The sequence below is a fragment of the Agromyces sp. GL_144 genome, assembly GCF_057834305.1.
Map to the genome: position 1 here is coordinate 2,104,510 of NZ_CM174399.1, position 22,251 is coordinate 2,126,760.

Here is a 22,251-nt window from a genome sequence, read left to right on the forward strand (position 1 = left end):
TCGGCGGTGTCCTCGGGTACCGCCCGGGGACACCGCTGTCCGATCATTCCCAAAAACCGCGCTCGTGCGCACCGTCAATTCAGGAGACATCCGTGTCTGTAAAGATCGGCATCAACGGCTTCGGCCGCATCGGCCGCAACTACTTCCGCGCTGCACTCGCCCAGGGCGCAGACCTCGAGATCGTCGCGGTCAACGACCTCACCGACAACAAGACGCTCGCGCACCTGCTCAAGTACGACTCCATCACGGGCCGTCTCGACGCGACCGTCGACTACGACGACGACAACATCATCGTCAACGGCACCGCCATCAAGGCGTTCGCGGAGCGCGACCCCGCGAACCTCCCGTGGGGCGAGCTCGGCGTCGACATCGTGATCGAGTCGACCGGCTTCTTCACCAAGGCGGCCGACGCCCGCAAGCACATCGAGGCCGGCGCGAAGAAGGTCCTCATCTCGGCGCCCGCGACCGATGAAGACGCCACGTTCGTCATGGGCGTCAACGAACACGAGTACGACCCGGCGAACCACCACATCATCTCGAACGCGTCGTGCACCACGAACTGCCTCGCCCCGCTCGCGAAGGTGTTCAACGACACGTTCGGCATCGAGCACGGCCTCATGACGACGGTCCACGCCTACACGGCCGACCAGAACCTGCAGGACGGCCCCCACAAAGACCTCCGTCGCGCGCGTGCCGCCGCCATCAACATCGTCCCGACCTCGACCGGTGCGGCCAAGGCGATCGGTCTCGTGCTGCCCGAGCTCGTCGGCAAGCTCGACGGTTTCGCCCTGCGCGTGCCGGTTCCCACCGGCTCGATCACCGACCTCACGGTCACGACCAAGAACCCGGTCACCGTCGACGAGATCAAGGCCGCATACAAGGCTGCCGCCGAGGGCCCCATGAAGGGCATCCTCAAGTACACCGAAGACGACATCGTCTCCAGCGACATCGTCACCGACCCGCACTCGTCGATCTTCGACGCCGGCCTCGTGCGCGTCATCGGCAACCAGGTGAAGCTCTCGAGCTGGTACGACAACGAGTGGGGCTACTCCAACCGCCTCGTCGACCTGACCGAGTACGTCGCCGAACGTCTCTGAATCGAGCAATCGTGACCCTGCGAACGATCGAAAGCCTCGGTTCGCTCGCCGGAACACGCATCGTCGTCCGTTGTGACCTCAACGTTCCTCTCAAGGACGGGATCATCACGGACGACGGTCGTGTTCGGGCGTCGCTGCCGACACTCACCGCGCTGACCGACCAGGGTGCGAGGGTGGTCGTGGTCTCGCACCTCGGCCGCCCCGACGGCGCACCCGATGCGAAGTACAGCCTCGCGCCCGTCGCCGCCCGCCTCGGCGAGCTCGTCGACGTACCGGTCTCCTTCGCGACCGACACCGTCGGCGACGACGCCACCGCCAAGGTCGAGGCCCTGGGCGACGGCGAGCTCCTCGTGCTCGAGAACCTGCGGTTCAACCCCGGTGAGACCTCGAAGAACGAGGCGGAGCGCACCGCCTTCGCGGGCGAGCTCGCCGCCTTCGCCGACAAGGTCGTCTCCGACGGCTTCGGCGTGGTGCACCGCAAGCAGGCGAGCGTGTTCGAGCTCGAGGAGCTCCGTCCGAGCGCCGCGGGCCTGCTCATCGCCTCCGAGCTCGACGTGCTCGACCGGCTCACCGAGACGCCCGAACGCCCGTACGCGGTCGTCCTCGGCGGTTCGAAGGTGTCCGACAAGCTCGGGGTCATCGCGCACCTGCTTCCCCGCGTCGACACGCTGCTGATCGGTGGCGGCATGCTGTTCACCTTCCTCGCGGGCCAGGGCCACAAGGTCGGGTCGAGCCTGCTCGAGGCCGACCAGATCGAGACGGTCAAGGGCTACCTCGCCGAGGCCGCCGAGCGGGGCGTCTCGATCGTGCTGCCGACGGATGTCGTCGTGGCGGCCTCCTTCTCGGCCGACGCCGAGCACGTGGTCGCCGCGGCCGACGCCATCGAGGAGACGCCGTTCGGTGCATCCGGACTCGGCCTCGACATCGGACCCGAGACCGCAGCGACCTTCGCCGAGCACATCCGCTCCTCGAAGACGGTGTTCTGGAACGGGCCCATGGGCGTGTTCGAGCTCGCGCCGTTCGCCGCGGGCACGCGCGCGGTGGCACAGGCGCTCACCGAGGTCGACGGCCTCAGCGTCGTCGGCGGCGGCGATTCCGCCGCAGCCGTGCGTCAGCTCGGATTCAGTGATGACCAGTTCGGTCACATCTCGACGGGCGGAGGCGCCAGCCTCGAGTTCCTCGAGGGTAAGAAACTCCCCGGCCTGGAGGTCCTCGGATGGCAGTGAAGCGTACCCCGTTCATCGCGGGCAACTGGAAGATGAACCTCGACCACCTGCAGTCGATCGCGTTCGTGCAGAAGCTCGCGTGGTCGCTGGCCGACGCGAAGCACGATCCGGCCGACGCCGAGGTCGCGGTGTTCCCGCCGTTCACCGACATCCGTTCGGTGCAGACGCTCGTCTCGGCCGACTCGCTGCCGATCGCCTACGGTGCTCAGGATGTCTCGGCCCACGACTCTGGCGCGTACACGGGTGAGATCTCCGGCGCGTTCCTGTCGAAGCTCGACTGCGCGTACGTGATCGTCGGCCACTCCGAGCGGCGCACGCTGCACGGGGAGACCGACGCGGACATCAACGCGAAGGTCCTCGCCTCGCACCGGCACGGCATCGTGCCCGTCGTGTGCGTGGGCGAGACGGCCGAGGACCTCGAGGCCCACGGCCCGAGTGCCGTGCCAGTCGCCCAGCTGAAGGCCGCCCTCGACGGCGTCGACGCCTCGAAGGGGCTCGTCATCGCCTACGAGCCGGTCTGGGCGATCGGCTCCGGTCAGGCCGCGACGCCGCAACAGGCCGAACAGGTCTGCGAGGCGCTCCGCGGCGTGCTCCGCGAGCTCTTCGGCGACGACGTCGCCGAAGCGACGCGCGTGCTCTACGGCGGCTCGGTGAAGGCGGCGAACATCGCCTCCTTCCTGCGCGAGCCGAACGTCGACGGCGCGCTCGTCGGCGGTGCGAGCCTCGACATCGACGAGTTCTCGAGCATCGTCCGATTCAAGAAGCACGTCGGCGCCTGAACACCACGGCGGGGCCGGGAGCGTGTGCTTCCCGCCCCGCCGCGTTCGTCCGGCTATACTCGATTGTCGGCACCGACCCCCTCTGTCGTGCCCGGAAAGGTTCACCGTGGAGATTCTCCAGGTCGTCCTGCAGGTGCTGCTCGGTATCACGAGCCTCCTGCTGACGCTGCTCATCCTGCTGCACAAGGGCCGCGGCGGCGGTCTGTCCGACATGTTCGGCGGCGGCGTCACGTCCAGCCTCGGCGCGTCGGGGGTCGCCGAGCGCAACCTCAACCGCATCACCGTGATCCTCGGACTCGTGTGGGTGACGTGCATCGTGGTGCTCGGCCTCATCACCAAGTTCGACAGCGGACTCTGACGGGGGCGGCAGCATGGCTTCAGGGAACAGCGCCATCCGTGGCTCGCGCGTCGGTGCGGGCCCCATGGGCGAGCAGGATCGGGGTTTCCACGCCGATCGCGTCGCGATCAGCTACTGGGACGCCCAGGGCAATGAGACGGTGCGGTACTTCGCGGCGAACCTCCCCGAGGAGGAGATTCCCGAGATCATCGACAGCCCGTCCACCGGCCTGCCCGCCGGTCGCGACAAGGAGAACCCGCCGTCGGTCTCGAAGCTCGAGCCCTACAAGACGCACCTCGCATACGTGAAGGAGCGTCGCTCCGACGAAGAGGCCGCAGCACTGCTCGACGACGCGCTCACGCAGCTGCGCCAGCGTCGCGGTCAGGCGCCGAAGGACTGATCCCTCCTGGCATCCATGTCGGATGCCGAGGGAGTGACGAAGGGGGCGAGCCGACGGCTCGCCCCCTTCGTCGTACTCGCCGACTCAGTAGTCGCGCGCGATGAGCTCTTCGGGAACCTCGGCTGCGGCATCCGAGTCGACGAAGAAGACGGTGCGCCGGCGGCCCTTGATGCCCGCGACCGGTACCTCGTCACGGCTCGCGCCGGCCAGGGCGAGTCCGAGCGCCGACGCCTTGTCGGCACCGGCGAGCACGAGCCAGATGCGCTGGGACGCGTTGATCACGGGGCGGGTGAGGCTCAGCCGCTCGGGCGGCGGCTTGGGGGAGTTGCGCACCGCGATCACCGGACGGTCGGTGACCTGGATGCCGGAACGATGCGGGAACAGTGAGGCGATGTGCCCGTCGGGTCCGACGCCGAGGAAGGTGATGTCGAAGGCCGGTGCGTCGGCGCCGTCGCCGTGGGCGGCGAGCTCCTTCGCATAGGCCTCGGCGGCCTCATCGAGCGTCAGGCCGGCATCGGATGTCGCGAAGCGGTGCACGTTCTCGCCGGGCAGGTCGAGGTCGTCGAGCAGCGCATCGTCGGCGACCCGGTCGTTGCGTTCGGCGTCGCCCGCGGGCAGCCAGCGCTCGTCGCCCCACCAGAAATGCACGCGCGACCAGTCGATGCTGGTGCGCGCCGGGGACGCGGACACCGATGCGAGCACCGCACCGGCCATCGAGCCGCCGGTCAGCACGACGTGGGCGACGGGCTGATCGTCGAGGATGTCGAGCATCTTGGTGATGAACCGTGCCGCCACCGAACTCGCGAGCGCCCCCTTGTCGGGGTGGACGAGGACGCGTCGTTCGTTGGTCATGCGGGGACTCCTTCGCCCTCGGTGGTGCCGAGCAGCGCGAGGCCGCTCCTGATCACCTCACCGTACAGCTCATCGGGATCGAGGCGGCGCAGTTCGTCTGCCAGGCAGTCGCGGAGGTTGCGACGCGGCAGGGCGACGTCGTGCAGCGGCTGGCCCGGCTGACGCAGGGTGGCGACACCGGGCACGTCGCGGATGAGTTCGACGATGCCGCTCGGGCGCACGAGCTGCACGCCGTGGATGCCGTGCGAGCCCTGTTCGATGCCCGTGAGCTCATATGCCGTCGCCGTGTCGAGCTGCAGGCGCAGCCAGGCGGCGAGCAGCGTCGTCGAGGGGGAGTCGACCGCGCCGGTGACGCTCACGCTCGTGATCGGCTCGTACGGCGGCTGGTCGAGCACGGCGGCGAGCTGCGCACGCCACAGCGTGAGCCTCGTCCACGCGAAGTCCGCATCGCCGGGCGTGTAACTGGCGGCGAGGGCCTGCAGGGCCTGCTGCGGATCGGGCTGCGCCGAGGCATCCGTGATGCGGCGCTGTGCGATGCGCCCGAGCGGCGAGGTTCCGGGCACCGCCGGCGCCGAACCGGGCCACCAGGTCACGACGGGCGCGTCGGGCAGGAGAAGCGCCATGACGAGGCTCTCCTCGTCGCGCGCCACGGCGCCGTGCGCACGGAGCACGATGACCTCGCTCGCCCCGGCGTCGCCGCCGACGCGGATCTCCGCATCGAGGCGAGGTGCCGTGTCGGCGGGCTCGTCGGGGTCGGTCGCGACGACGATCACGCGCATCGGGTGCTCGCGCGAGGCGTCGTTCGCGGCCTCGATCGCCTCTTCCTCGATGCCGGGCGTCGTCGCGATGACGAGCGTCAGCACGCGACCGAGCGCGACGACGCCGTTCTCCTCGCGGATCTTGACGAGGGACTTCGACACCTTGCTCGTCGTGGTGTCGGGAAGGTCGACGATCACGGGCGCCTCCAGGTTCGGCCGTCGCGGGCGAGCAGGGCGTCGGCGGATGCCGGACCCCACGTGCCGGGTCGGTACTGCTCGGGCTGGCCCTGCGTGGACCAGAACTCCTCGATCGGGTCGAGGATCTTCCAGGAGAGCTCGACCTCCTCCTGGCGGGGGAAGAGCGGCGGATCGCCGAGGAGCACGTCGAGGATGAGCCGCTCGTAGGCCTCGGGGCTCGCCTCGGTGAACGCGTGGCCGTAGCCGAAGTCCATGGTGACGTCGCGCACCTGCATGCCGGCGCCCGGAACCTTCGAGCCGAAACGGATCGTCACGCCCTCGTCGGGCTGGACCCGGATCACGAGTGCGTTCTCACCGAGCTGCGAGGTCTGGCTGTCGGCGAAGAGCTGCTGCGGCGCCCGCTTGAACACCACGGCGATCTCGGTGACGCGACGGCCGAGCCGCTTGCCTGCTCGAAGGTAGAACGGCACGCCCGCCCAGCGGCGGGTGCCGATGGTGAGCTTCATCGCCGCATAGGTCTCGGTCAGCGATTCGGGGTTCATTCCGTCTTCGTCGAGGAATCCGACGACCTCCTCGCCGCCCTGCCATCCGCCCGCGTACTGGCCGCGGGCGGTGCCCTCTGCGAGGTTCTCGGGCAGGCGGACGGCAGCCAGGATCTTCTCCTTCTCGGCGCGCAGGTCGGCGGCGTCGAAGGAGATGGGCTCCTCCATCGCCGTGAGCGCGAGGAGCTGGAGCAGGTGGTTCTGGATGACGTCGCGCGCCGCGCCGATGCCGTCGTAGTAGCCGGCTCGGCCGCCCACGCCGATGTCTTCGGCCATCGTGATCTGCACGTGGTCGACGAAGTTCGCGTTCCAGATCGGCTCGTAGAGCTGGTTCGCGAACCGCAGGGCGAGGATGTTCTGAACCGTCTCCTTGCCGAGGTAGTGGTCGATGCGGAACACCGAGTCGGGCGGGAAGACCGAGGCGACGACGTCGTTGAGTTCACGGGCCGTCTGCAGGTCGGAGCCGAACGGCTTCTCGATGACCACGCGACGCCACTGGGAGTCGTGCTGCTCGGTCAGGCCCGAGCGCTTCAGCTGCTCGGTCACGAGCGGGAACGACTTCGGCGGGATCGAGAGGTAGAACGCGTGGTTGCCCATGGTGCCGCGGTCGGTGTCGAGGGTCTCGACGACCTGTCGCAGGCGGTCGAACGCAGCGTCGTCGTCGAAGTCGCCCTGCACGAAGCGGATGCCTCGTGCCAGCTGCTTCCAGACGTCTTCACGGAACTCGGTGCGGGCGTACTGCCGCACCGAGTCGTGCACGACCCGCTCGAAGTCCTCGTCGTCCCAGGCGCGCCTGGCGAAGCCGACGAGCGCGAAGCCGGGAGGGAGCAGGCCGCGGTTGGCCAGGTCGTACACGGCCGGCATCAGCTTCTTGCGCGACAGGTCGCCCGTCACGCCGAAGATGATGAGGCTCGAAGGGCCGGCGATGCGATTGAGCCGGTAGTCCTTCGGGGACCGCAGCGGATTCTCCGTTGCGGAGATGTGTGCCGGAGGCATGTGGACCCTTCCTGGATCAGCCGATGGCGTCGAACAGCGCCGCGAGGTCGGTCGCGGGGTCGGTCAGCGTGAGCGTGAGCACGGGGCGCCCGTGCTCCGCGAGCACGCTCGAGTCGCCGGAGGCCTGTGCGGCGATGAGCTCGCCGAACGTGAACGGCCGCTCGGGGATCGAGAGGTCGTCTGCAACGGACTGCGCGAGCTGCAGGAACACGCCGACCGCCGGCCCGCCCTTGTGGAACTGCCCGGTCGAGTGGAGGAACCGGGGGCCCCAACCGAAGGTGACCGGCCGGCCCGCCTTCTCGGCGAGGCGCGCCCGGATCTGCTCGACCTCGGGGTGGGCGACGCGATCGACGTACGCCTGCACCGAGAGGTATCCGTCGGCGGGCAGTTCCTCGAGGAGCACCTCGATCGCCGAGGCGAGGTCGCTCGACGCGCCGATGACCTCCGGCGTGCCCCGCACCTCGATGCCGGCCTCGACGAACGCGGCAGGCGTCGGCTCGGGGCGGGCGTCGAGCAGGCCGCGGGCCGCGATCTTCGCGGATTCCACGTCGGGCTGGTCGAACGGGTTGATGCCGAGCAGACGGCCGGCGACCGCCGTGGCGTACTCCCACACGAGCAGCTGCGCGCCGAGCGTGCCGGAGACGCGGATCTCGTCGGTGCCGTCGTCGACGAGGATGTCGTCGCCCGCGTCGTCGACCACGCGCACGACCTGGAGGTCGGCCAGGTCGGCGCCCAGTTCGGGCGCGCCCTTCTCGAGCACGACGGGGAGGATGCCGGTGCCCTCCTTGCCGGTGGACTCGGCGATGAGCTGCTCGGCCCAGTCGGCGAATCCGACGATGTGCGTGCCGTCGGCGACGATCGCGAGCTTGTCGCGCCGGGGGCTCGTCGCGGCGATGGCGGCGCCGAGCACGAGGCCCGGGTTCTGTTCGGTGTCGACGGCGAGCGAGAGCTCGATGGTCTCGGCCTCGTCGAGGATCTCGGAGATGTCCACGCCTGCGAGACCCGACGGGACGAGTCCGAACGCGGTGAGGGCCGAGTAGCGCCCGCCGACGTTCGGATCCGCGTTGAACACGCGGTATCCGGCGGCTCGCGCCGACTCGTCGAGCGGCGAACCCGGGTCGGTCACGATGACGATGCGCGACACGGGGTCGATGCCCGCCTCGCGGAACGCCTGCTCGTAGACGCGGCGCTGGCTGTCGGTCTCGACCGTCGACCCCGACTTCGACGAGACGACGAGCGCGGTCTCGGTGAGGCGATCGGCAAGGGCCGCACGCACCTGGCCGGGCTCGGTGGAGTCGAGCACGGTCAGGGGCACACGGGCGGTTCGCGTGATGACCTCGGGCGCGAGAGACGAGCCGCCCATGCCGGCGAGCGCGATATGCGTGACGCCCGCCGCCTGCAGTTCGGCGCGCAGCTCTTCGATCTCGGCCACGAGCGGACGGGAGATGGCGACGGCTTCGGTCCAGCCGAGACGCTTGGTCGCCTCCTCTTCGGCGGCGGGACCCCACAGGGCGCCGTCCTGGGCCGTGATGCCGCTGGCGACGAGGTCGGCGACGAGGGCGGGAACGGCGGAGCGGACGGCGTCGGCGGCGGCGCCGCTGACGGCGATGCGGAAGCTCATCGTGCGGACTCCAATGCGGCGCGGACCGTGTCGAGCAGTTCGTTCCAGGAGACGATGAACTTCTCGACGCCCTCGCGCTCGAGGAGCGCGGTGACGTCGTCGTAGTCGACGCCGACGGCGGCGAGGGCCTCGAGCACTGCGGCGGCCGAGGCGTACGCCCCGGTCACGGTGTCGCCGGCGACGTCGCCGTGGTCGAAGGTCGCCTCGAGCGTCTTCTCGGGCATCGTGTTGACGACGCCCCGGGCGACGAGCTCGGTCACGTAGAGGGTGTCGGGCAGGGCCGGATCCTTGACGCCCGTCGACGCCCAGAGCGGCCGCTGGCGGTTGGCCCCCGCCTCGAGGAGCGCCGTGGCGCGGGCGCCGCCGAACTCCTGCTCGAAGAGCTCGTAGGCGAGCTGCGCGTTGGCGATGCCGGCCTTGCTCTTCAGGGCGAGGGCCTCGTCGGTGCCGATCGCCGTGAGGCGCTTGTCGATCTCGGTGTCGACGCGCGAGACGAAGAACGAGGCGACCGAGTGGATGGTGCCGAGGTCGATGCCCGCGGCCTTCGCCTGCTCGAGGCCGGTGAGGTACGCGTCGATGACCGCGCGGTAGCGGTCGAGGCTGAAGATCAGGGTGACGTTCACGCTGATGCCGGCGCCGATCGCCGCGGTGATGGCGGCAAGGCCCTCGACGGTCGCGGGGATCTTGATCATCGCGTTCGGGCGGTCGACCTTGGCCCACAGCGCCTTGGCCTGCTCGATCGTGCCGTCGGTGTCGTGCGCGAGGTCGGGCGCGACCTCGATCGAGACGCGGCCGTCGTAGCCGTTGCTCGCGTCGTAGACGGGGCGGAAGATGTCGGATGCCGCGCGCACGTCGTCGGTCGTGATCTCGAAGACCGCGGTGTCGACGTCGGCGCCGGCCGCGGCGAGGGCCGAGACCTGGTCGGCGTAGGCCGCGCCGTTCGCGAGGGCCCCGGCGAAGATCGTCGGGTTGGTCGTGACGCCGACGACGTCGCGCTCGGCGATCAGCTTGTCGAGGCCGCCCGAGGCGATGCGCTCGCGCGACAGGTCGTCGAGCCAGATGCTGACGCCGGCAGCGGAGAGCGCGGCGGTGGGGGTGGTGGTGCTCATGGTTCTCAGATCTCCTTCGTGTTCGCGTCAGGCCGACGCGAGCGATTCCTTGGCGGCGGCGACGACGGCTTCGGTCGTGATGCCGAACTCGCGGAAGAGCGTCTTGTAGTCGGCGGATGCGCCGAAGTGCTCGATGGACACGCTGCGGCCTCGGTCGCCGACGTAGCGGCCCCAGCTGAGCGCGACGCCGGCCTCGACCGACACACGCGCCGTGACGGCGGCGGGGAGCACGGACTCGCGGTACGCGGCATCCTGCTCCTCGAACCACTCGAGGCTGGGGGCCGACACGACGCGGGCCTGCACGCCCTCGGCCGCGAGCTGCTCGCGCGCGGCGACCGCGAGCTGCACCTCGGAACCGGTGGCGATGAGGATCACGTCGGGCGTGCCCGACGGGGCGTCGGCGAGCACGTAGGCGCCCTTGGCGACGCCGGCGGTCGAGGCGAGTGCATCACCGGATGCCTCGCCTTCGCCGCGCTCGAACACCGGGATGTTCTGACGCGTGAGCGCGATGCCGACCGGGGCGTCGCGGCGCTTCAGGATCTCGAGCCACGCGGCCGCGGTCTCGTTCGCGTCGGCGGGTCGCACCACCGTGAAGCCCGGGATGGCGCGGAGCGTCGCGAGCTGCTCGATGGGCTGATGCGTCGGGCCGTCTTCGCCGAGGGCGACCGAGTCGTGGGTCCAGACGAAGATCGAGGGCACCTTCATGAGCGCGGCCAGACGCACCGCGGGGCGCATGTAGTCGCTGAAGATGAGGAACGTGCCGCCGAACGCGCGCGTCTTGCCGTGCAGCACGATGCCGTTGACGATGGCGCCCATCGCGTGCTCGCGGATGCCGAAGTGCAGCACGCGCCCGTAGGGGTTGCCCGAGAACTCGTGCGTCGACCACTCGGCCGGGATGAAGGAGGCCGCCCCGTTGATCGTGGTCAGGTTCGACTCGGCGAGGTCGGCCGAGCCGCCCCAGAACTCGGGCAGCTGCGCGGCCAGCGCGTTGATGACCTTTCCGCTCGCGGCGCGGGTCGAGACCTCGGTGCCGCCGTCGAATGCCGGGAGCACGGACTCGAGCCCCTCGGGCAGCTCGCCCGCCTCGAGGCGGTCGAGCAGCTGCTTGCGCTCGGGGTTCGCCGCGGCCCAGGCGTCGAAGGAGGTCTGCCATTCGGCCTTGGCGGCCGCGCCGCGCTCGAGGGCGCCACGGGTGTGCTCGATGACGTCTTCGGCGACGACGAAGGTCTGCTCGGGGTCGAAGCCGAGCACCTCCTTGACGCCGGCGAGCTCTTCGGCGCCGAGCGCCGAGCCGTGGATCTTGCCCGTGTTCTGCTTCTTCGGGCTGGGCCATCCGATGATCGTCTTCAGGATGATGATCGAGGGCTTCGACGTCTCGCCCTTGGCCGCCTCGATCGCCCGGTGCAGTTCGGCGACGTCTTCGACGTACTCGCCGGTCTTCTTCCAGTCGACGGTCTGCACGTGCCATCCATAGGCCGCGTAGCGGTCGGCGACGCTCTCGGTGAAGGCGATGTTCGTGTCGTCCTCGATCGAGATCTGGTTGGAGTCGTAGATCACGACGAGGTTGCCGAGCTGCTGGTGGCCGGCGAGCGACGAGGCCTCGCTGGTCACGCCCTCCTGCAGGTCGCCGTCGCCGGCGACCACGTACACGAAGTGGTCGAACGGGCTCGTGCCCGCCGCGGCATCCGGATCGAAGAGGCCGCGCTCGAAGCGCGACGCGTACGCGAAGCCGACCGCGGATGCGAGGCCCTGGCCGAGGGGCCCGGTGGTGATCTCGACGCCGTCGGTGTGGCCGTACTCGGGGTGGCCGGGCGTCTTCGAGCCCCAGGTGCGCAGCGACTTCAGGTCGTCGAGCTGGAGGCCGTCGCCGGCGAGGAAGAGCTGCACGTACTGGGTGAGCGAGCTGTGGCCCGCCGACAGGATGAAGCGGTCGCGGCCGAGCCACTGGTGGTCGGCCGGGTCGCGGCGCATGACCTTCTGGAAGAGCAGGTACGCCGCGGGGGCCAGGCTCATGGCGGTGCCGGGGTGGCCGTTGCCGACCTTCTCGACGGCGTCGGCCGCGAGGATCCGAGCGGTGTCGACGGCGCGGTCGTCGATGGGCTCCCAGTTCAGGTGAGTCACGAGTGGGGTGTTCCTTCCGGGTGAGGGCGGCCGTGACGATGTCCGACGGCCTTGGAAATCACTGCGGCGACGTTGCCTTCGGCGTGCGCGAACGGATCACATGGAATGTGGATCGCGAACAACGCGGGGAGGCCCGCATGCTCAAAGTATATGGAAAGGCTCAGTTTCACGGGCGTGACGGCGAGTTCACGGCGAGCTCCCGGCGATGTGAGGGGCCGGATCGGCGCGGCACCGCGGCCGGCGTCGCGCCCGAGGCGATGACGTTGCATGACGTAGAATCTCAGACGGGCTGCGTTCTCTTCGGCGCGCCCACGCGGAAGAGGAGCGATGCAGGCAGCAGTTGAGACGCGGCAGGCCCGCCAGGAGTCGACCCTGAAGCGAAAGCTCGCGGCGTACCTGGCGCTGACGAAGCCGCGGGTGATCGAGCTGTTGCTCGTCGTCACGGCGCCGACGATGATCCTCGCGCAGAACGGGCTCCCGAGCCTGTGGCTGCTCATCGCCACGCTCATCGGCGGCGCGATGAGCGCAGGTTCTGCCGGCGCGTTCAACTGCTACATCGACCGCGACATCGACCGCCTCATGAAGCGCACCCAGGGCCGACCGCTCGTGACGGGCGAGCTCACCGACCGCGAGGCGCTCGTGTTCGCCTACGGACTCGGCATCGCCTCGATCGTCTGGCTCGGCGTCTTCACGAACTGGCTCGCCGCGGCGCTCTCGCTCGGCGCGATCCTGCTCTACGTCGTCTTCTACAGCCTCATCCTCAAGCGCCGCACCGCGCAGAACATCGTCTGGGGCGGCGTCGCCGGCTGCATGCCCGTGCTCATCGGCTGGGCCGCGGTCACCGGCGACCTCAGCTGGCCGCCGGTCATCCTCTTCCTCATCATCTTCCTCTGGACGCCGCCGCACTATTGGCCGCTGTCGATGAAGTACAAGGACGACTACGCCGCCGCCGGCGTGCCGATGCTCGCCGTGGTGCGCGGTCGCGCGCAGGTCGGCCTCCAGGTCATCCTCTACGCGTGGGCGACCGTGGCCTGCTCGCTGCTGCTCATCCCGATCGCCGACATGGGACTGCTGTACTCGAGTGTCGCGCTCGTCACGGGCGTCTGGTTCATCTACGAGACCCACCGCCTCTACAACCTCGCGATCCGCCACGTGAACGTCTCGCCCATGCGCGTGTTCCACGGCTCGATCGCGTACCTGTCGCTGCTGTTCATCGCGATCGGCGTCGACCCCCTGCTGCCGTTCTAGACGGCACTCCGGCAAGGCGGGCCCGACCGCCGGGCGTCACTCCGCATGGGCAGGCTGCCGGCTCGGCGGCACAGGATCGAGTCCGACCGGATCCCGTTCAGCCGACGATCTCGTCCTCGTCATGGGCGGCGTAGAACGCCGACTGCCGCCGCATGGTCTCAGCCATGCCCGCCGACCGGTCGACGCCGTAGACGGTGCCCGGGAAGTCGAGCTCCCGCTGCACGGCCCAGATCTCCTCGTGCCGATCGGGGCTGAAGAGCCGAGCAGGAGTGCCGACCGCGATCCATCCGATCGGGACGACCTCGCCCGGCTCGATCGTCGTGTTCACCTGGACGACCGCGTTCACGCGCACCTCGGCGCCCGCGCCGACCACGGCGCCCGGGAACACCGCGGCGCCGGTGGCGATGAAGACCCCGTCGGCGACCGAGGCGCCGTTGACGTGCGCATGGGGTCCGATCATGACACCCGAGCCGATGAGGGCGGGATGTCCCGCGCGTCCGCGCACCAGCGCATGCTCGAGGACGACCGTGTCCGCGCCGATTCTGATCTCGCCGTCCTCCGCCGTGAGCACGGCGCCGTGCAGGATGCGCGCTCCCGCGTCGACGCGCACGTCGCCCGAGATCATGGCGCCGGGCGCGACCGTCGCATCGGGGGAGATGCGCGGCTCACGACCGCGGTGCCTGACGAGCATCAGCGGGCGGATGCCTCGACCGAGGCGGAGGCCCGCTCCGAGGCATCCGTCGCCACCGGGCGCTTGAGGTGGAGGATCACGACCGTCATCGCGGCGGCGAGGAGGGCCGCGAGCACCATGTGCACGCCGACGGCGAGCGGCGGCAGACCGTTGCGGGCCTGGTAGAGGCCGACCGCGATCTGCACGAGTTCGACGGCGAGCAGCAGCACGGTCCATCGCAGGGTCGGCAGCCTCAGGCGCCACGCGCCGAGCACGAGCACGATCGTGAATGCGAAGACGGCGTAGCCGGGCCAGGCGTGGATGTGCTCGAGCAGCTGGGCATCGAAGCCGTTGCGGCCGGCAGCCGAGTCGCCAGAGTGGGGTCCGGCGCCGGTCGTGAGCACGCCGAAGACGATGGACACCGCGAGCACGGCGCTCGTCGCGTGCGCGAGCGCGGCGTACCAGCCGGGCACGGCGCGCTCTCGAGGCCCCGGATCGATGTCCATGCGCACCAGGAAGGCGGCCATCACGCAGACGAGCAGCAGCGACGACACGTAGTGGAACCCGACGATGAACGGGTTCAGGCCCGTCCACACGGTCACGCCGCCGACGATCGCCTGGGCGACGATGCCGACGCCGACGATGAACGAGAGCGTGAACAGGTCGCGCCGCTCGGCGCGGATGCGCCAGACGAGGATGAAGAGGATGAGGGCGACGATGCCGACCACGCCCGTCATGAGGCGGTTGCCGAACTCGATGAGCGAGTGGTAGCTGAGCTCTTCGGTCGGGACGAGCGACCCCGGCGTGCAGGTCGGCCAGGTGGGGCATCCGAGGCCGGAGCCGGTCAGTCGCACCGCACCGCCGGTCGCGATGATCAGGGTCTGCGCGATGAACGAGAGCCATGCGAAGAAGCGGATGCGGCGATCGACGTGCTGGGGGAGCCACGCGGTGAAGCGGTTCACGCTGGAGGTCCTGCTCCGGGTCGGCCTGTGACGGCACTGGGAGTACGGACCAGTGGTCGGTGCGACCCTATAGACTTGTGTGGTTGGAGATTCCGCGAGGCGCGCGAGAACGCGCGATGCGGGTACCCACACATCTTAGGTTCGCAGAGACGCCACCCGCACATCATCACCATCTCCAAGAGCGCCTCGACTCACGGGAGGCGATGGGCCGGCCTGATAGCCGGTTGCACGGGAGGAGAAGAGGGAGAGCATGACGGACGTACTGATCGATCGCCCGGAACTGGAAGGACTCGGCACGTACGAGTTCGGCTGGGCCGACTCCGACGCCGCCGGGGCCTCCGCCCGACGCGGCATCTCGCCGGAGGTCGTCGCCGACATCTCCGCACTGAAGACGGAGCCCGAATGGATGCTCCAGCGTCGCCAGCGCGCCCTGCAGCTCTTCGAGCGCAAGCCCATGCCGACCTGGGGCGCCGATCTCTCCGAGATCGACTTCGACAACATCAAGTACTTCGTTCGGTCGACCGAGCAGCAGGCCCAGACCTGGGAGGACCTGCCCGACGACATCAAGAACACGTACGAGAAGCTCGGCATCCCCGAGGCCGAGCGCCAGCGCCTCGTGGCCGGCGTCGCGGCGCAGTACGAGTCCGAGGTGGTCTACCACCAGATCAACGAAGAGCTCGAGCGCCAGGGCGTCATCTTCATGGACACCGACACCGCGCTGAAGGAGCACCCCGAGTTCTTCGAGGAGTACTTCGGCACCGTCATCCCCGCGGGCGACAACAAGTTCGCCGCCCTGAACACGGCGGTGTGGTCGGGCGGTTCCTTCGTCTACGTGCCGCCCGGCGTGCACGTCGAGATCCCGCTGCAGGCCTACTTCCGCATCAACACCGAGAACATGGGCCAGTTCGAGCGCACGCTGATCATCGCCGACGAAGACAGCTACGTGCACTACATCGAGGGCTGCACCGCCCCGATCTACAAGAGCGACTCGCTGCACTCTGCCGTCGTCGAGATCATCGTGAAGAAGAACGCCCGCGTTCGCTACACGACGATCCAGAACTGGTCCAACAACGTCTACAACCTCGTCACCAAGCGGGCCACCGCAGCCGAGGGCGCCACCATGGAGTGGGTCGACGGCAACATCGGCTCGAAGGTCACCATGAAGTACCCGTCGATCTTCCTCATGGGCGAGCACGCCAAGGGCGAGACGCTCTCGGTCGCCTTCGCGGGCCCCGGCCAGCACCAGGACGCCGGCGCGAAGATGATCCACATGGCGCCGTACACGCAGTCCTCGATCGTCTCGAAGTCGATCGCCCGCGGCGGCGGCCGGGCCGGCTACCGCGGCGAGGTCCGCATCGACGCGAACGCGCACCACTCGGCGAACAGCGTCGTCTGCGACGCCCTGCTCGTCGACACGATCTCGCGGTCCGACACCTATCCGGCCATCGACATCCGCGTCGACGACGTCAAGCTCGGCCACGAGGCGACCGTCTCCAAGGTCAGCGAAGAGCAGCTCTTCTACCTCATGAGCCGCGGCATCGACGAGACCGAGGCCATGTCGATGATCGTGCGCGGCTTCATCGAGCCGATCGCGCGCGAGCTGCCCATGGAATACGCGATGGAACTCAACAAGCTCATCGAGATGGGCATGGAAGGATCGGTGGGCTAGCAGTGACCGCCCAGATGACCAGCACCGCCATGCCTACTGAAGGCCAGCACGGCCTCGTCGCCCATTCCGACGGCGCCTTCGTTCCCGTGCAGACGCGCTCCGAGCGCTTCCGCTCGGTGAACGTCGAGGACTTCGCCCCCGTCAACGGCCGCGAGCACGAGTGGAAGCTCTCCCCGGTCGCCGCATTCGCCGACCTCACCGCAGGCGAGCTCGACGGTTCGCGACTTCCGGTCGAGTCGACGGATGTCGCGGGCGTCGCGGTCTCCTACGTCCCGCGCGACGACGAGCGCATCGGCACGGCCGGCACTCCCGAAGACCGCGCGAGCGCGAACGCCTGGTCGACGTTCGGCGAGGCCCTCCTCGTCTCCGTCACCGGCGAAGACGAGAAGATCGCGTTCGTGACCCGCACGGGTCTCGGCGACGCGCCGCGCGCCGCGCACACCGTCATCGAGGCCGCACCGAACAGCCGCGGCTTCGTGGTGCTCGCCGGCTCGGGCGCCGCCCGTCTCAGCGAGAACGTCGAGATACTCGTCGGCGACGGAGCCTCGCTCACGGTCGTCTCGCTGCAGGAATGGAACGACGAGGCCGTGCACCTCTCGAGCCAGTTCGCGCGCCTCGGCCGCGACTCGTTCCTCAAGCACATCGTCGTCTCGCTCGGCGGCAAGGTCGTGCGGGTGAACCCCTCGACCCACCTCGCCGATCAGGGCGCCGACATCGAGTCGCTCGGCCTCTACTTCGCCGACGCCGGCCAGCACCTCGAGCAGCAGGTCTACGTGCACCACGACGCGCCGCACACGAAGAGCCGCGTGACCTACAAGGGCGCGCTGCAGGGCGTGGGCGCGCGCACCGTCTGGATCGGCGACGTGCTCATCGGCAACAAGGCGGTCGGCACCGACAGCTACGAGCAGAACCGCAACCTCGTGCTCACCGAGGGCACCCGCGCCGACTCGGTGCCGAACCTCGAGATCGAGACCGGCGACATCGAGGGCGCCGGGCACGCGAGTGCCACGGGTCGCTTCGACGACGAGCAGTTGTTCTACCTGATGGCCCGCGGCATCCGCGAAGACGAAGCACGTCGCCTCGTCGTGCGCGGCTTCCTCACCGACATCGTGCAGAAGATCGGCTCCGCCGACCTCGAGGCCCGCCTCACGGCGGCGATCGAGGCCGAACTGGAAGGTCGCTGACGTGGCATCCGTTCGTGTCTGCTCGGTCGCCGACCTCGTCGAGAACGAGGCCTCGCGCTTCGTGCTCGAGGGCGTGCCGATCGCGGTCGTCAAGGACTCCGCCGGCCAGGTGTTCGCCATCGGCGACACCTGCACGCACGGCGACATCTCGCTCGCCGAGGGCTTCGTCGAAGACGACACGTTGGAATGCTGGGCTCACGGCTCGAAGTTCTCGCTGAAGACCGGCAAGCCGCTCACGCTCCCCGCCTACGAACCCGTGCCCGCCTACCAGGTGCAGGTCACCGACGGCGACGTGCACATCGACCCCGCGGTCACCCTGGCCGTCTGAATCAGTTTCCGGCCTTCGCGGCCGACAATCGAAAGAGAACCCCCATCACCATGTCCGTGCTCGAGATCAAGAACCTGCACGTCAACGTCGAGACCGACCAGGGCACCCGCGAGATCCTCCGCGGTGTCGACCTGGTCATCAACGAGGGCGAGATCCACGCCATCATGGGCCCCAACGGCTCCGGCAAGTCGACGCTCGCCTACACGATCGCCGGTCACCCGAAGTACACCGTCGTCAAGGGCGAGATCCTGCTCGACGGCGAGAACGTGCTCGAGATGAGCGTCGACGAGCGTGCTCGCGCCGGCGTCTTCCTCGCCATGCAGTACCCAGTCGAGATCCCCGGGGTCACCGTCACCAACTTCCTCCGCACCGCGAAGACCGCGATCGACGGCGAAGCACCCTCGGTGCGCACCTGGGTCAAGGACGTGCGCGAGTCGATGAAGAACCTCAAGATGGACTCGGCCTTCGCCGAGCGCAACGTCAACGAGGGCTTCTCGGGCGGCGAGAAGAAGCGCAACGAGATCCTCCAGCTCGAGCTGCTCAAGCCGAAGTTCGCCGTGCTCGACGAGACCGACTCCGGCCTCGACGTCGACGCGCTGAAGATCGTGTCCGAGGGCGTGAACCGCGCAAAGGCCAACACCGGCCTCGGGGTGCTGCTCATCACGCACTACACGCGCATCCTCCGCTACATCAAGCCCGACTTCGTGCACGTGTTCGTCGCCGGCCGCATCGCCGAGCAGGGCGGCCCCGAGCTCGCCGACCGGCTCGAAGAAGAGGGCTACGACCGCTACCAGGTCGCCGAGTCGGCAGCCGAGTAGCGCGGGTAGACTTTCGACATGGCCACCTCACTCGCTCCTGAGCGCTACGACGAGGTCGAAGAGGCGCTGAAAGACGTCGTCGACCCCGAGCTCGGCGTCAACGTCGTCGACCTCGGACTCATCTACGACCTCGGTTGGGATGACGAGAACAACGCGCTCATCATCCACATGACGCTCACGAGCGCCGGCTGCCCGCTCACCGACGTGCTCGAGGAGCAGACGGCCGAGGCGCTCGACGGCGTCGTCGAGGCGTTCCGCATCAACTGGGTGTGGATGCCGCCGTGGGGCCCAGAGCGCATCACCGATGACGGCCGCGACATGATGCGCGCCCTCGGCTTCGCGATCTGAGACGCCCACCACGAACACCGGATGCCCCGTGCAGCACGTCTGCACGGGGCATCCGTCGTCTCGGCGTGGCGGGTCAGCCGAGCCCGCGGCGTGCGAGCAGGGCGTCGATCGACGGCTCGCGACCGAGGAACGCGCGGATCGAGTCACCGGGATCCCGTGAGCCGCCGGGCGCGAGGATCTCGCGCCGGAACCGCTCGCCGTTCGCGCGGGTCGCGCCGTCGTGCTGCTCGAACCACGACATGATGTCGGCCCCGGGCACCTCGCTCCAGATGTACGAGTAGTAGCCGGCGTCGTATCCGCCCGCGAACACGTGCGCGAAGTACGCGCTGCCGTAGCGAGGGGGCACGAGCGGGTGCGAGAGGCCGGCCGCGACCAGGGCCGCGGCCTCGAACGCCGCCGCATCGACGACCTCGTCGGCGGGGGAGAGGCGGTGCCAGGCCAGGTCGAGGGCCGCGGCCGCGAGGTACTCCACCGTGGCGAAGCCGGTCTCGGTGCCGGTCGACGCGATCAGCCGATCGGCGAGTTGCCGCGGCATCCGCTCGCCGGTCTCGTGGTGCACCGCGAAGTGCTCGAGCACCTCGGGCCGGAGGAGCCACAGTTCGTTGACCTGGCTCGGCAGCTCGACGAAGTCGCGGAACACCCGCGTGCCGGCCTGCGACGGGAACCGCACGCGCGCGAGCAGCCCGTGCAGTGCATGCCCGAACTCGTGGAAGAGCGTCTCGGCCTCGTCGAAGGTGAGCAGGGTCGGCTCGCCGGGCGCGGGCTTCGGGACGTTGAGGTTGTTCACCACGACGGGCAGCTCACCGGTGAGGTCGGACTGTTCGACGAGGGAGTTCATCCACGCGCCGCCGCGCTTGGAATCGCGGGTGTACGGATCGAGCAGGTACAGGCCGACCGGTGCGCCGTCGTCCTCGAAGACCTCGTACACGCGCGCGTCGGGGTGGTAGCCGACGAGATCGGGCCGTGCGACGAACGTCAGCCCGTAGAGCAGCCCGGCGGCGTGGAAGACGCCGTCGACGAGTACGCGTTCGAACTCGAGGTACGGCCGCACCTCTGCGGCATCGAATGCGCCGGATGCCGCCTGTCGGCGCGTGTCGAGACGTGGCCAGTCGGCGGCGACGGGTGCACGCTCGCCGCCCGACTCGGCGACGGCGACGAGCGCCTCGTGCTCGAGCCGCACATTGCGCATCGCGGCGCCGCTCAGCTCGTCGAGGAGGGCGGCCACGGCCTCGGGCGAGCCCGCGGTCTGACCGGCGGTCACGGCGGCGGCGTGGCTCGGGAACCCCAGGAGTGCGGCGCGTTCGGCGCGCAGGCGGACGATCTCGAGGAGCGTCGCCCGGGTGTCGTGCGCTCCGCCGCGGCTCCCGCGCGAACGGGAGGCGGCCAGTAGGGCGTCGCGCGTCTGCGCCGAGTCGAGGTCCGTCAGCGCCGGCTGCATGGTCGGCAGCACGAGTGTGATCAGCCACCCGTCGAGACCCCGCGAGGCCGCCGCCTCGTGGCCGGCGGAACGTGCTCCGTCATCGAGTCCGGCGATCGCCCCCTCGTCGGTCATGTGCAGCGCGAGGTCGTTGGTGTCGGCCAGCAGGTGCTGCTGGAACCCGGTCGTCAGGGTCGACAGGCGCCCGTTGATCGCGGCGAGTCGCTCGCGGGATTGCTCGTCGAGCGCGGCGCCGGCGAGCAGGGCGCGGTGGTGGGCGCGTTCGACGAGGTAGACGGCGTCGGGATCGAGTCCGAGCGAGTCCCGCCGGACGAAGAGATCGTGCAGGCGCGCGAACAGGCGTTGGTCGAGCACGATCGCATCGGCGTGGGCGCTCAGCCGCGGTGCGAACGCGGCATCGATCTCGTCGAGTTGCGGACTCGGGTCGGCCGAACTCGCATTCTCGAAGACCGCGAGGACCCGGTCGAGCAGGGCTCCGGAGCGCTCGAGGGCCAGCATTGTGTTCTCGAACGTCGGCTCCGAGTCATCCGTCGCGATGGCTTCGACCGCTTCGCGTTGGCGACGCATGCCGACCTCGAGGGCCTCGGGGTAGTGCTCGGGCCGGACCAGGGCGAACAGGGGCAACCCGTAGGGGAGCGGACTCGGCTCGAGCAGCGGGTTCGTCACATCGTCCATCCGCCGACCCTATCGGCATAGGCTCGGGGAATGAGCGAGAACTCCCCGTCCCAGACCCCCGATCGCGACGTCTACACGCATGGGCACCACCCCAGCGTGCTGGCCTCGCACACCTGGCGCACGGTCGCCAATTCGGCTGCGTACCTCGAGCCGCACCTCACGGCGGGCCTGCGGATCCTCGATGTCGGCAGCGGGCCGGGAACGATCTCGATCGACCTGGCGCGACGAGTGCGGCCCGGCCGCGTCATCGGCATCGACGCCTCGGCCGAGATCGTCGCGGAGGCGAACGGCCTGGCGCAGAGCTCGGCCGTCGACAATGCCGAGTTCCGGGTCGGCGACGCGTACGCGCTCGACTTCGCCGACGACTCGTTCGACATCGTGCACGCCCACCAGGTGCTGCAGCATCTGCAGCGGCCGGTCGACGCCCTCCGCGAGTTCCGGCGGGTGCTGAAGCCGGGCGGCGTGCTCGCGGTGCGCGACGTCGACTACGGCGGAGTCATCACGGCGCCCGCATCACCGGAGCTGACCCGCTGGCTCGACCTCTACCACGACGTGCACGGCTGGAACGGGGGCGAGCCCGACGCCGGTCGCCACCTGAAGGCCTGGGTGCTGGCCGCCGGCTTCGGCGAGGTCGAGGCCGGCGGCTCGGTCTGGGTCTTCGCGTCCGACGCCGAGCGCGAGTGGTGGGGAACCTCGTGGGCGCAGCGGGCCCTGGAGTCCCAGTTCGCGGTGCACGCGATCGAGTCGGGTCACTCCGATCCCGATGAGCTCCAGCGCATCTCCGACGGCTGGCTCGCCTGGGTTCGTGCCGCCGACGGCTGGATGCTCATGCCGCACGGCGAGATCGTCGCGCGGCCCTGAAGCAGACCGCGGGC

22 protein-coding genes are annotated in these 22,251 nt (G+C 69.5%); 13 read left to right on the top strand and 9 right to left on the bottom strand.

Annotation, left to right across the window (positions count from 1 at the left end; translation table 11 throughout):
* Nucleotides 1-92 precede the first annotated feature (92 nt).
* The 5 genes from gap (at nucleotide 93) to AC3IPY_RS09485 (ending at nucleotide 3,839) form a co-directional block, all read left to right on the top strand.
* Entirely contained in the window at nucleotides 93-1,097 is a 1,005-nt protein-coding gene (gene gap, locus AC3IPY_RS09465) for a type I glyceraldehyde-3-phosphate dehydrogenase (RefSeq protein WP_489188204.1), read from the top strand.
* An 11-nt stretch (nucleotides 1,098-1,108) separates the two neighbouring features.
* Entirely contained in the window at nucleotides 1,109-2,323 is a 1,215-nt protein-coding gene (locus AC3IPY_RS09470) for a phosphoglycerate kinase (protein WP_489188205.1), read from the top strand.
* Nucleotides 2,314-3,102 (top strand): triose-phosphate isomerase, encoded by a 789-nt coding sequence (tpiA, locus tag AC3IPY_RS09475; RefSeq protein ID WP_489188207.1) that lies wholly within the window; start codon nucleotides 2,314-2,316, stop codon nucleotides 3,100-3,102. Before AC3IPY_RS09470 ends, tpiA begins: the two co-directional genes overlap by 10 nt.
* A gap of 106 nt (nucleotides 3,103-3,208) precedes the next feature.
* A complete protein-coding gene (gene secG, locus AC3IPY_RS09480) occupies nucleotides 3,209-3,460 on the top strand; it encodes a preprotein translocase subunit SecG (RefSeq protein WP_156997822.1) in 252 nt (83 codons plus the stop codon).
* Between the two features lie 13 nt (nucleotides 3,461-3,473).
* Nucleotides 3,474-3,839: an RNA polymerase-binding protein RbpA gene (locus AC3IPY_RS09485; protein WP_489188208.1), complete on the top strand. Its 366-nt coding sequence runs from the start codon at nucleotides 3,474-3,476 to the stop codon at nucleotides 3,837-3,839.
* An 84-nt stretch (nucleotides 3,840-3,923) separates the two neighbouring features.
* Here the strand turns inward: AC3IPY_RS09485 and pgl are convergent, their stop codons facing one another.
* The 6 genes from pgl to tkt are packed head-to-tail and all read right to left on the bottom strand — an operon-like array spanning nucleotide 3,924 to nucleotide 12,036.
* Nucleotides 3,924-4,691, bottom strand: coding sequence for a 6-phosphogluconolactonase (gene pgl / locus AC3IPY_RS09490; protein WP_489188209.1), 768 nt, complete (start codon nucleotides 4,689-4,691; stop codon nucleotides 3,924-3,926).
* The gene (locus AC3IPY_RS09495) at nucleotides 4,688-5,647 is read right to left on the bottom strand and encodes a glucose-6-phosphate dehydrogenase assembly protein OpcA (RefSeq protein ID WP_489188210.1); all 960 of its coding nucleotides are present in this window, start codon (nucleotides 5,645-5,647) and stop codon (nucleotides 4,688-4,690) included. Before AC3IPY_RS09495 ends, pgl begins: the two co-directional genes overlap by 4 nt.
* Complete coding sequence (gene zwf / locus AC3IPY_RS09500; protein ID WP_489188211.1) at nucleotides 5,644-7,185, bottom strand: glucose-6-phosphate dehydrogenase; 1,542 nt, start codon at nucleotides 7,183-7,185, stop codon at nucleotides 5,644-5,646. Before zwf ends, AC3IPY_RS09495 begins: the two co-directional genes overlap by 4 nt.
* Nucleotides 7,186-7,201: 16 nt before the next feature.
* Nucleotides 7,202-8,806, bottom strand: a complete 1,605-nt coding sequence (locus AC3IPY_RS09505; protein ID WP_489188212.1) for a glucose-6-phosphate isomerase — start codon at nucleotides 8,804-8,806, stop codon at nucleotides 7,202-7,204.
* On the bottom strand, nucleotides 8,803-9,915 hold the full coding sequence (gene tal, locus AC3IPY_RS09510; protein WP_489188214.1) for a transaldolase: 1,113 nt from the start codon (nucleotides 9,913-9,915) through the stop codon (nucleotides 8,803-8,805). Before tal ends, AC3IPY_RS09505 begins: the two co-directional genes overlap by 4 nt.
* A 27-nt stretch (nucleotides 9,916-9,942) precedes the next feature.
* Nucleotides 9,943-12,036, bottom strand: a complete 2,094-nt coding sequence (gene tkt / locus AC3IPY_RS09515) for a transketolase (RefSeq protein WP_489188216.1) — start codon at nucleotides 12,034-12,036, stop codon at nucleotides 9,943-9,945.
* A 32-nt stretch (nucleotides 12,037-12,068) separates the two neighbouring features.
* Between tkt and AC3IPY_RS09520 the strand changes: the two genes are divergently transcribed.
* On the top strand, nucleotides 12,069-12,380 hold the full coding sequence (locus AC3IPY_RS09520) for a hypothetical protein (RefSeq protein WP_489188218.1): 312 nt from the start codon (nucleotides 12,069-12,071) through the stop codon (nucleotides 12,378-12,380).
* Nucleotides 12,364-13,284: a heme o synthase gene (locus AC3IPY_RS09525; RefSeq protein ID WP_489188219.1), complete on the top strand. Its 921-nt coding sequence runs from the start codon at nucleotides 12,364-12,366 to the stop codon at nucleotides 13,282-13,284. Before AC3IPY_RS09520 ends, AC3IPY_RS09525 begins: the two co-directional genes overlap by 17 nt.
* A 97-nt stretch (nucleotides 13,285-13,381) precedes the next feature.
* Here AC3IPY_RS09525 and AC3IPY_RS09530 read toward each other — a convergent pair whose 3' ends face one another.
* Both AC3IPY_RS09530 and AC3IPY_RS09535 read right to left on the bottom strand, forming a co-directional pair.
* Nucleotides 13,382-13,975, bottom strand: coding sequence for a gamma carbonic anhydrase family protein (locus tag AC3IPY_RS09530; protein WP_489188220.1), 594 nt, complete (start codon nucleotides 13,973-13,975; stop codon nucleotides 13,382-13,384).
* Nucleotides 13,975-14,916 (bottom strand): COX15/CtaA family protein, encoded by a 942-nt coding sequence (locus tag AC3IPY_RS09535; protein WP_489188222.1) that lies wholly within the window; start codon nucleotides 14,914-14,916, stop codon nucleotides 13,975-13,977. Before AC3IPY_RS09535 ends, AC3IPY_RS09530 begins: the two co-directional genes overlap by 1 nt.
* 250 nt (nucleotides 14,917-15,166) lie before the next feature.
* Between AC3IPY_RS09535 and sufB the strand changes: the two genes are divergently transcribed.
* Genes sufB through AC3IPY_RS09560 form a run of 5 tightly spaced genes read left to right on the top strand, consistent with a single transcriptional unit; the run spans nucleotide 15,167 to nucleotide 19,263 of the window.
* Complete coding sequence (sufB, locus tag AC3IPY_RS09540; RefSeq protein ID WP_489188224.1) at nucleotides 15,167-16,585, top strand: Fe-S cluster assembly protein SufB; 1,419 nt, start codon at nucleotides 15,167-15,169, stop codon at nucleotides 16,583-16,585.
* 14 nt (nucleotides 16,586-16,599) lie between these two features.
* Nucleotides 16,600-17,769: a SufB/SufD family protein gene (locus AC3IPY_RS09545; RefSeq protein WP_489188226.1), complete on the top strand. Its 1,170-nt coding sequence runs from the start codon at nucleotides 16,600-16,602 to the stop codon at nucleotides 17,767-17,769.
* Between the two features lies 1 nt (nucleotide 17,770).
* On the top strand, nucleotides 17,771-18,097 hold the full coding sequence (locus AC3IPY_RS09550; protein ID WP_489188228.1) for a non-heme iron oxygenase ferredoxin subunit: 327 nt from the start codon (nucleotides 17,771-17,773) through the stop codon (nucleotides 18,095-18,097).
* Nucleotides 18,098-18,147: 50 nt separating this feature from the next.
* On the top strand, nucleotides 18,148-18,915 hold the full coding sequence (gene sufC, locus AC3IPY_RS09555; RefSeq protein ID WP_489188230.1) for a Fe-S cluster assembly ATPase SufC: 768 nt from the start codon (nucleotides 18,148-18,150) through the stop codon (nucleotides 18,913-18,915).
* A gap of 18 nt (nucleotides 18,916-18,933) precedes the next feature.
* Nucleotides 18,934-19,263, top strand: a complete 330-nt coding sequence (locus AC3IPY_RS09560) for a metal-sulfur cluster assembly factor (protein WP_055857683.1) — start codon at nucleotides 18,934-18,936, stop codon at nucleotides 19,261-19,263.
* A 73-nt stretch (nucleotides 19,264-19,336) separates the two neighbouring features.
* Here AC3IPY_RS09560 and AC3IPY_RS09565 read toward each other — a convergent pair whose 3' ends face one another.
* Nucleotides 19,337-21,376, bottom strand: a complete 2,040-nt coding sequence (locus tag AC3IPY_RS09565; protein ID WP_489188232.1) for a M3 family metallopeptidase — start codon at nucleotides 21,374-21,376, stop codon at nucleotides 19,337-19,339.
* A 30-nt stretch (nucleotides 21,377-21,406) separates the two neighbouring features.
* Here AC3IPY_RS09565 and AC3IPY_RS09570 point away from each other — a divergent pair, with 30 nt between their 5' ends.
* Nucleotides 21,407-22,237, top strand: coding sequence for a methyltransferase domain-containing protein (locus AC3IPY_RS09570; RefSeq protein WP_489188234.1), 831 nt, complete (start codon nucleotides 21,407-21,409; stop codon nucleotides 22,235-22,237).
* The last annotated feature ends 14 nt before the right edge of the window (nucleotides 22,238-22,251 follow it).

What these genes read in the sequence shown, in the direction of transcription:
- tpiA (WP_489188207.1), top strand. Translation starts at nt 2,314, where the DNA reads ATGGCAGTGAAGCGTACCCCGTTCATCGCGGGCAACTGGAAGATGAAC.
- AC3IPY_RS09485 (WP_489188208.1), top strand. Translation starts at nt 3,474, where the DNA reads ATGGCTTCAGGGAACAGCGCCATCCGTGGCTCGCGCGTCGGTGCGGGC.
- pgl (WP_489188209.1), bottom strand. Translation starts at nt 4,691, where the DNA reads ATGACCAACGAACGACGCGTCCTCGTCCACCCCGACAAGGGGGCGCTC.
- zwf (WP_489188211.1), bottom strand. Translation starts at nt 7,185, where the DNA reads ATGCCTCCGGCACACATCTCCGCAACGGAGAATCCGCTGCGGTCCCCG.
- AC3IPY_RS09505 (WP_489188212.1), bottom strand. Translation starts at nt 8,806, where the DNA reads ATGAGCTTCCGCATCGCCGTCAGCGGCGCCGCCGCCGACGCCGTCCGC.
- tal (WP_489188214.1), bottom strand. Translation starts at nt 9,915, where the DNA reads ATGAGCACCACCACCCCCACCGCCGCGCTCTCCGCTGCCGGCGTCAGC.
- AC3IPY_RS09525 (WP_489188219.1), top strand. Translation starts at nt 12,364, where the DNA reads ATGCAGGCAGCAGTTGAGACGCGGCAGGCCCGCCAGGAGTCGACCCTG.
- AC3IPY_RS09530 (WP_489188220.1), bottom strand. Translation starts at nt 13,975, where the DNA reads ATGCTCGTCAGGCACCGCGGTCGTGAGCCGCGCATCTCCCCCGATGCG.
- sufB (WP_489188224.1), top strand. Translation starts at nt 15,167, where the DNA reads ATGACGGACGTACTGATCGATCGCCCGGAACTGGAAGGACTCGGCACG.
- AC3IPY_RS09545 (WP_489188226.1), top strand. Translation starts at nt 16,600, where the DNA reads ATGACCAGCACCGCCATGCCTACTGAAGGCCAGCACGGCCTCGTCGCC.
- sufC (WP_489188230.1), top strand. Translation starts at nt 18,148, where the DNA reads ATGTCCGTGCTCGAGATCAAGAACCTGCACGTCAACGTCGAGACCGAC.
- AC3IPY_RS09560 (WP_055857683.1), top strand. Translation starts at nt 18,934, where the DNA reads ATGGCCACCTCACTCGCTCCTGAGCGCTACGACGAGGTCGAAGAGGCG.
- AC3IPY_RS09565 (WP_489188232.1), bottom strand. Translation starts at nt 21,376, where the DNA reads ATGGACGATGTGACGAACCCGCTGCTCGAGCCGAGTCCGCTCCCCTAC.
- AC3IPY_RS09570 (WP_489188234.1), top strand. Translation starts at nt 21,407, where the DNA reads ATGAGCGAGAACTCCCCGTCCCAGACCCCCGATCGCGACGTCTACACG.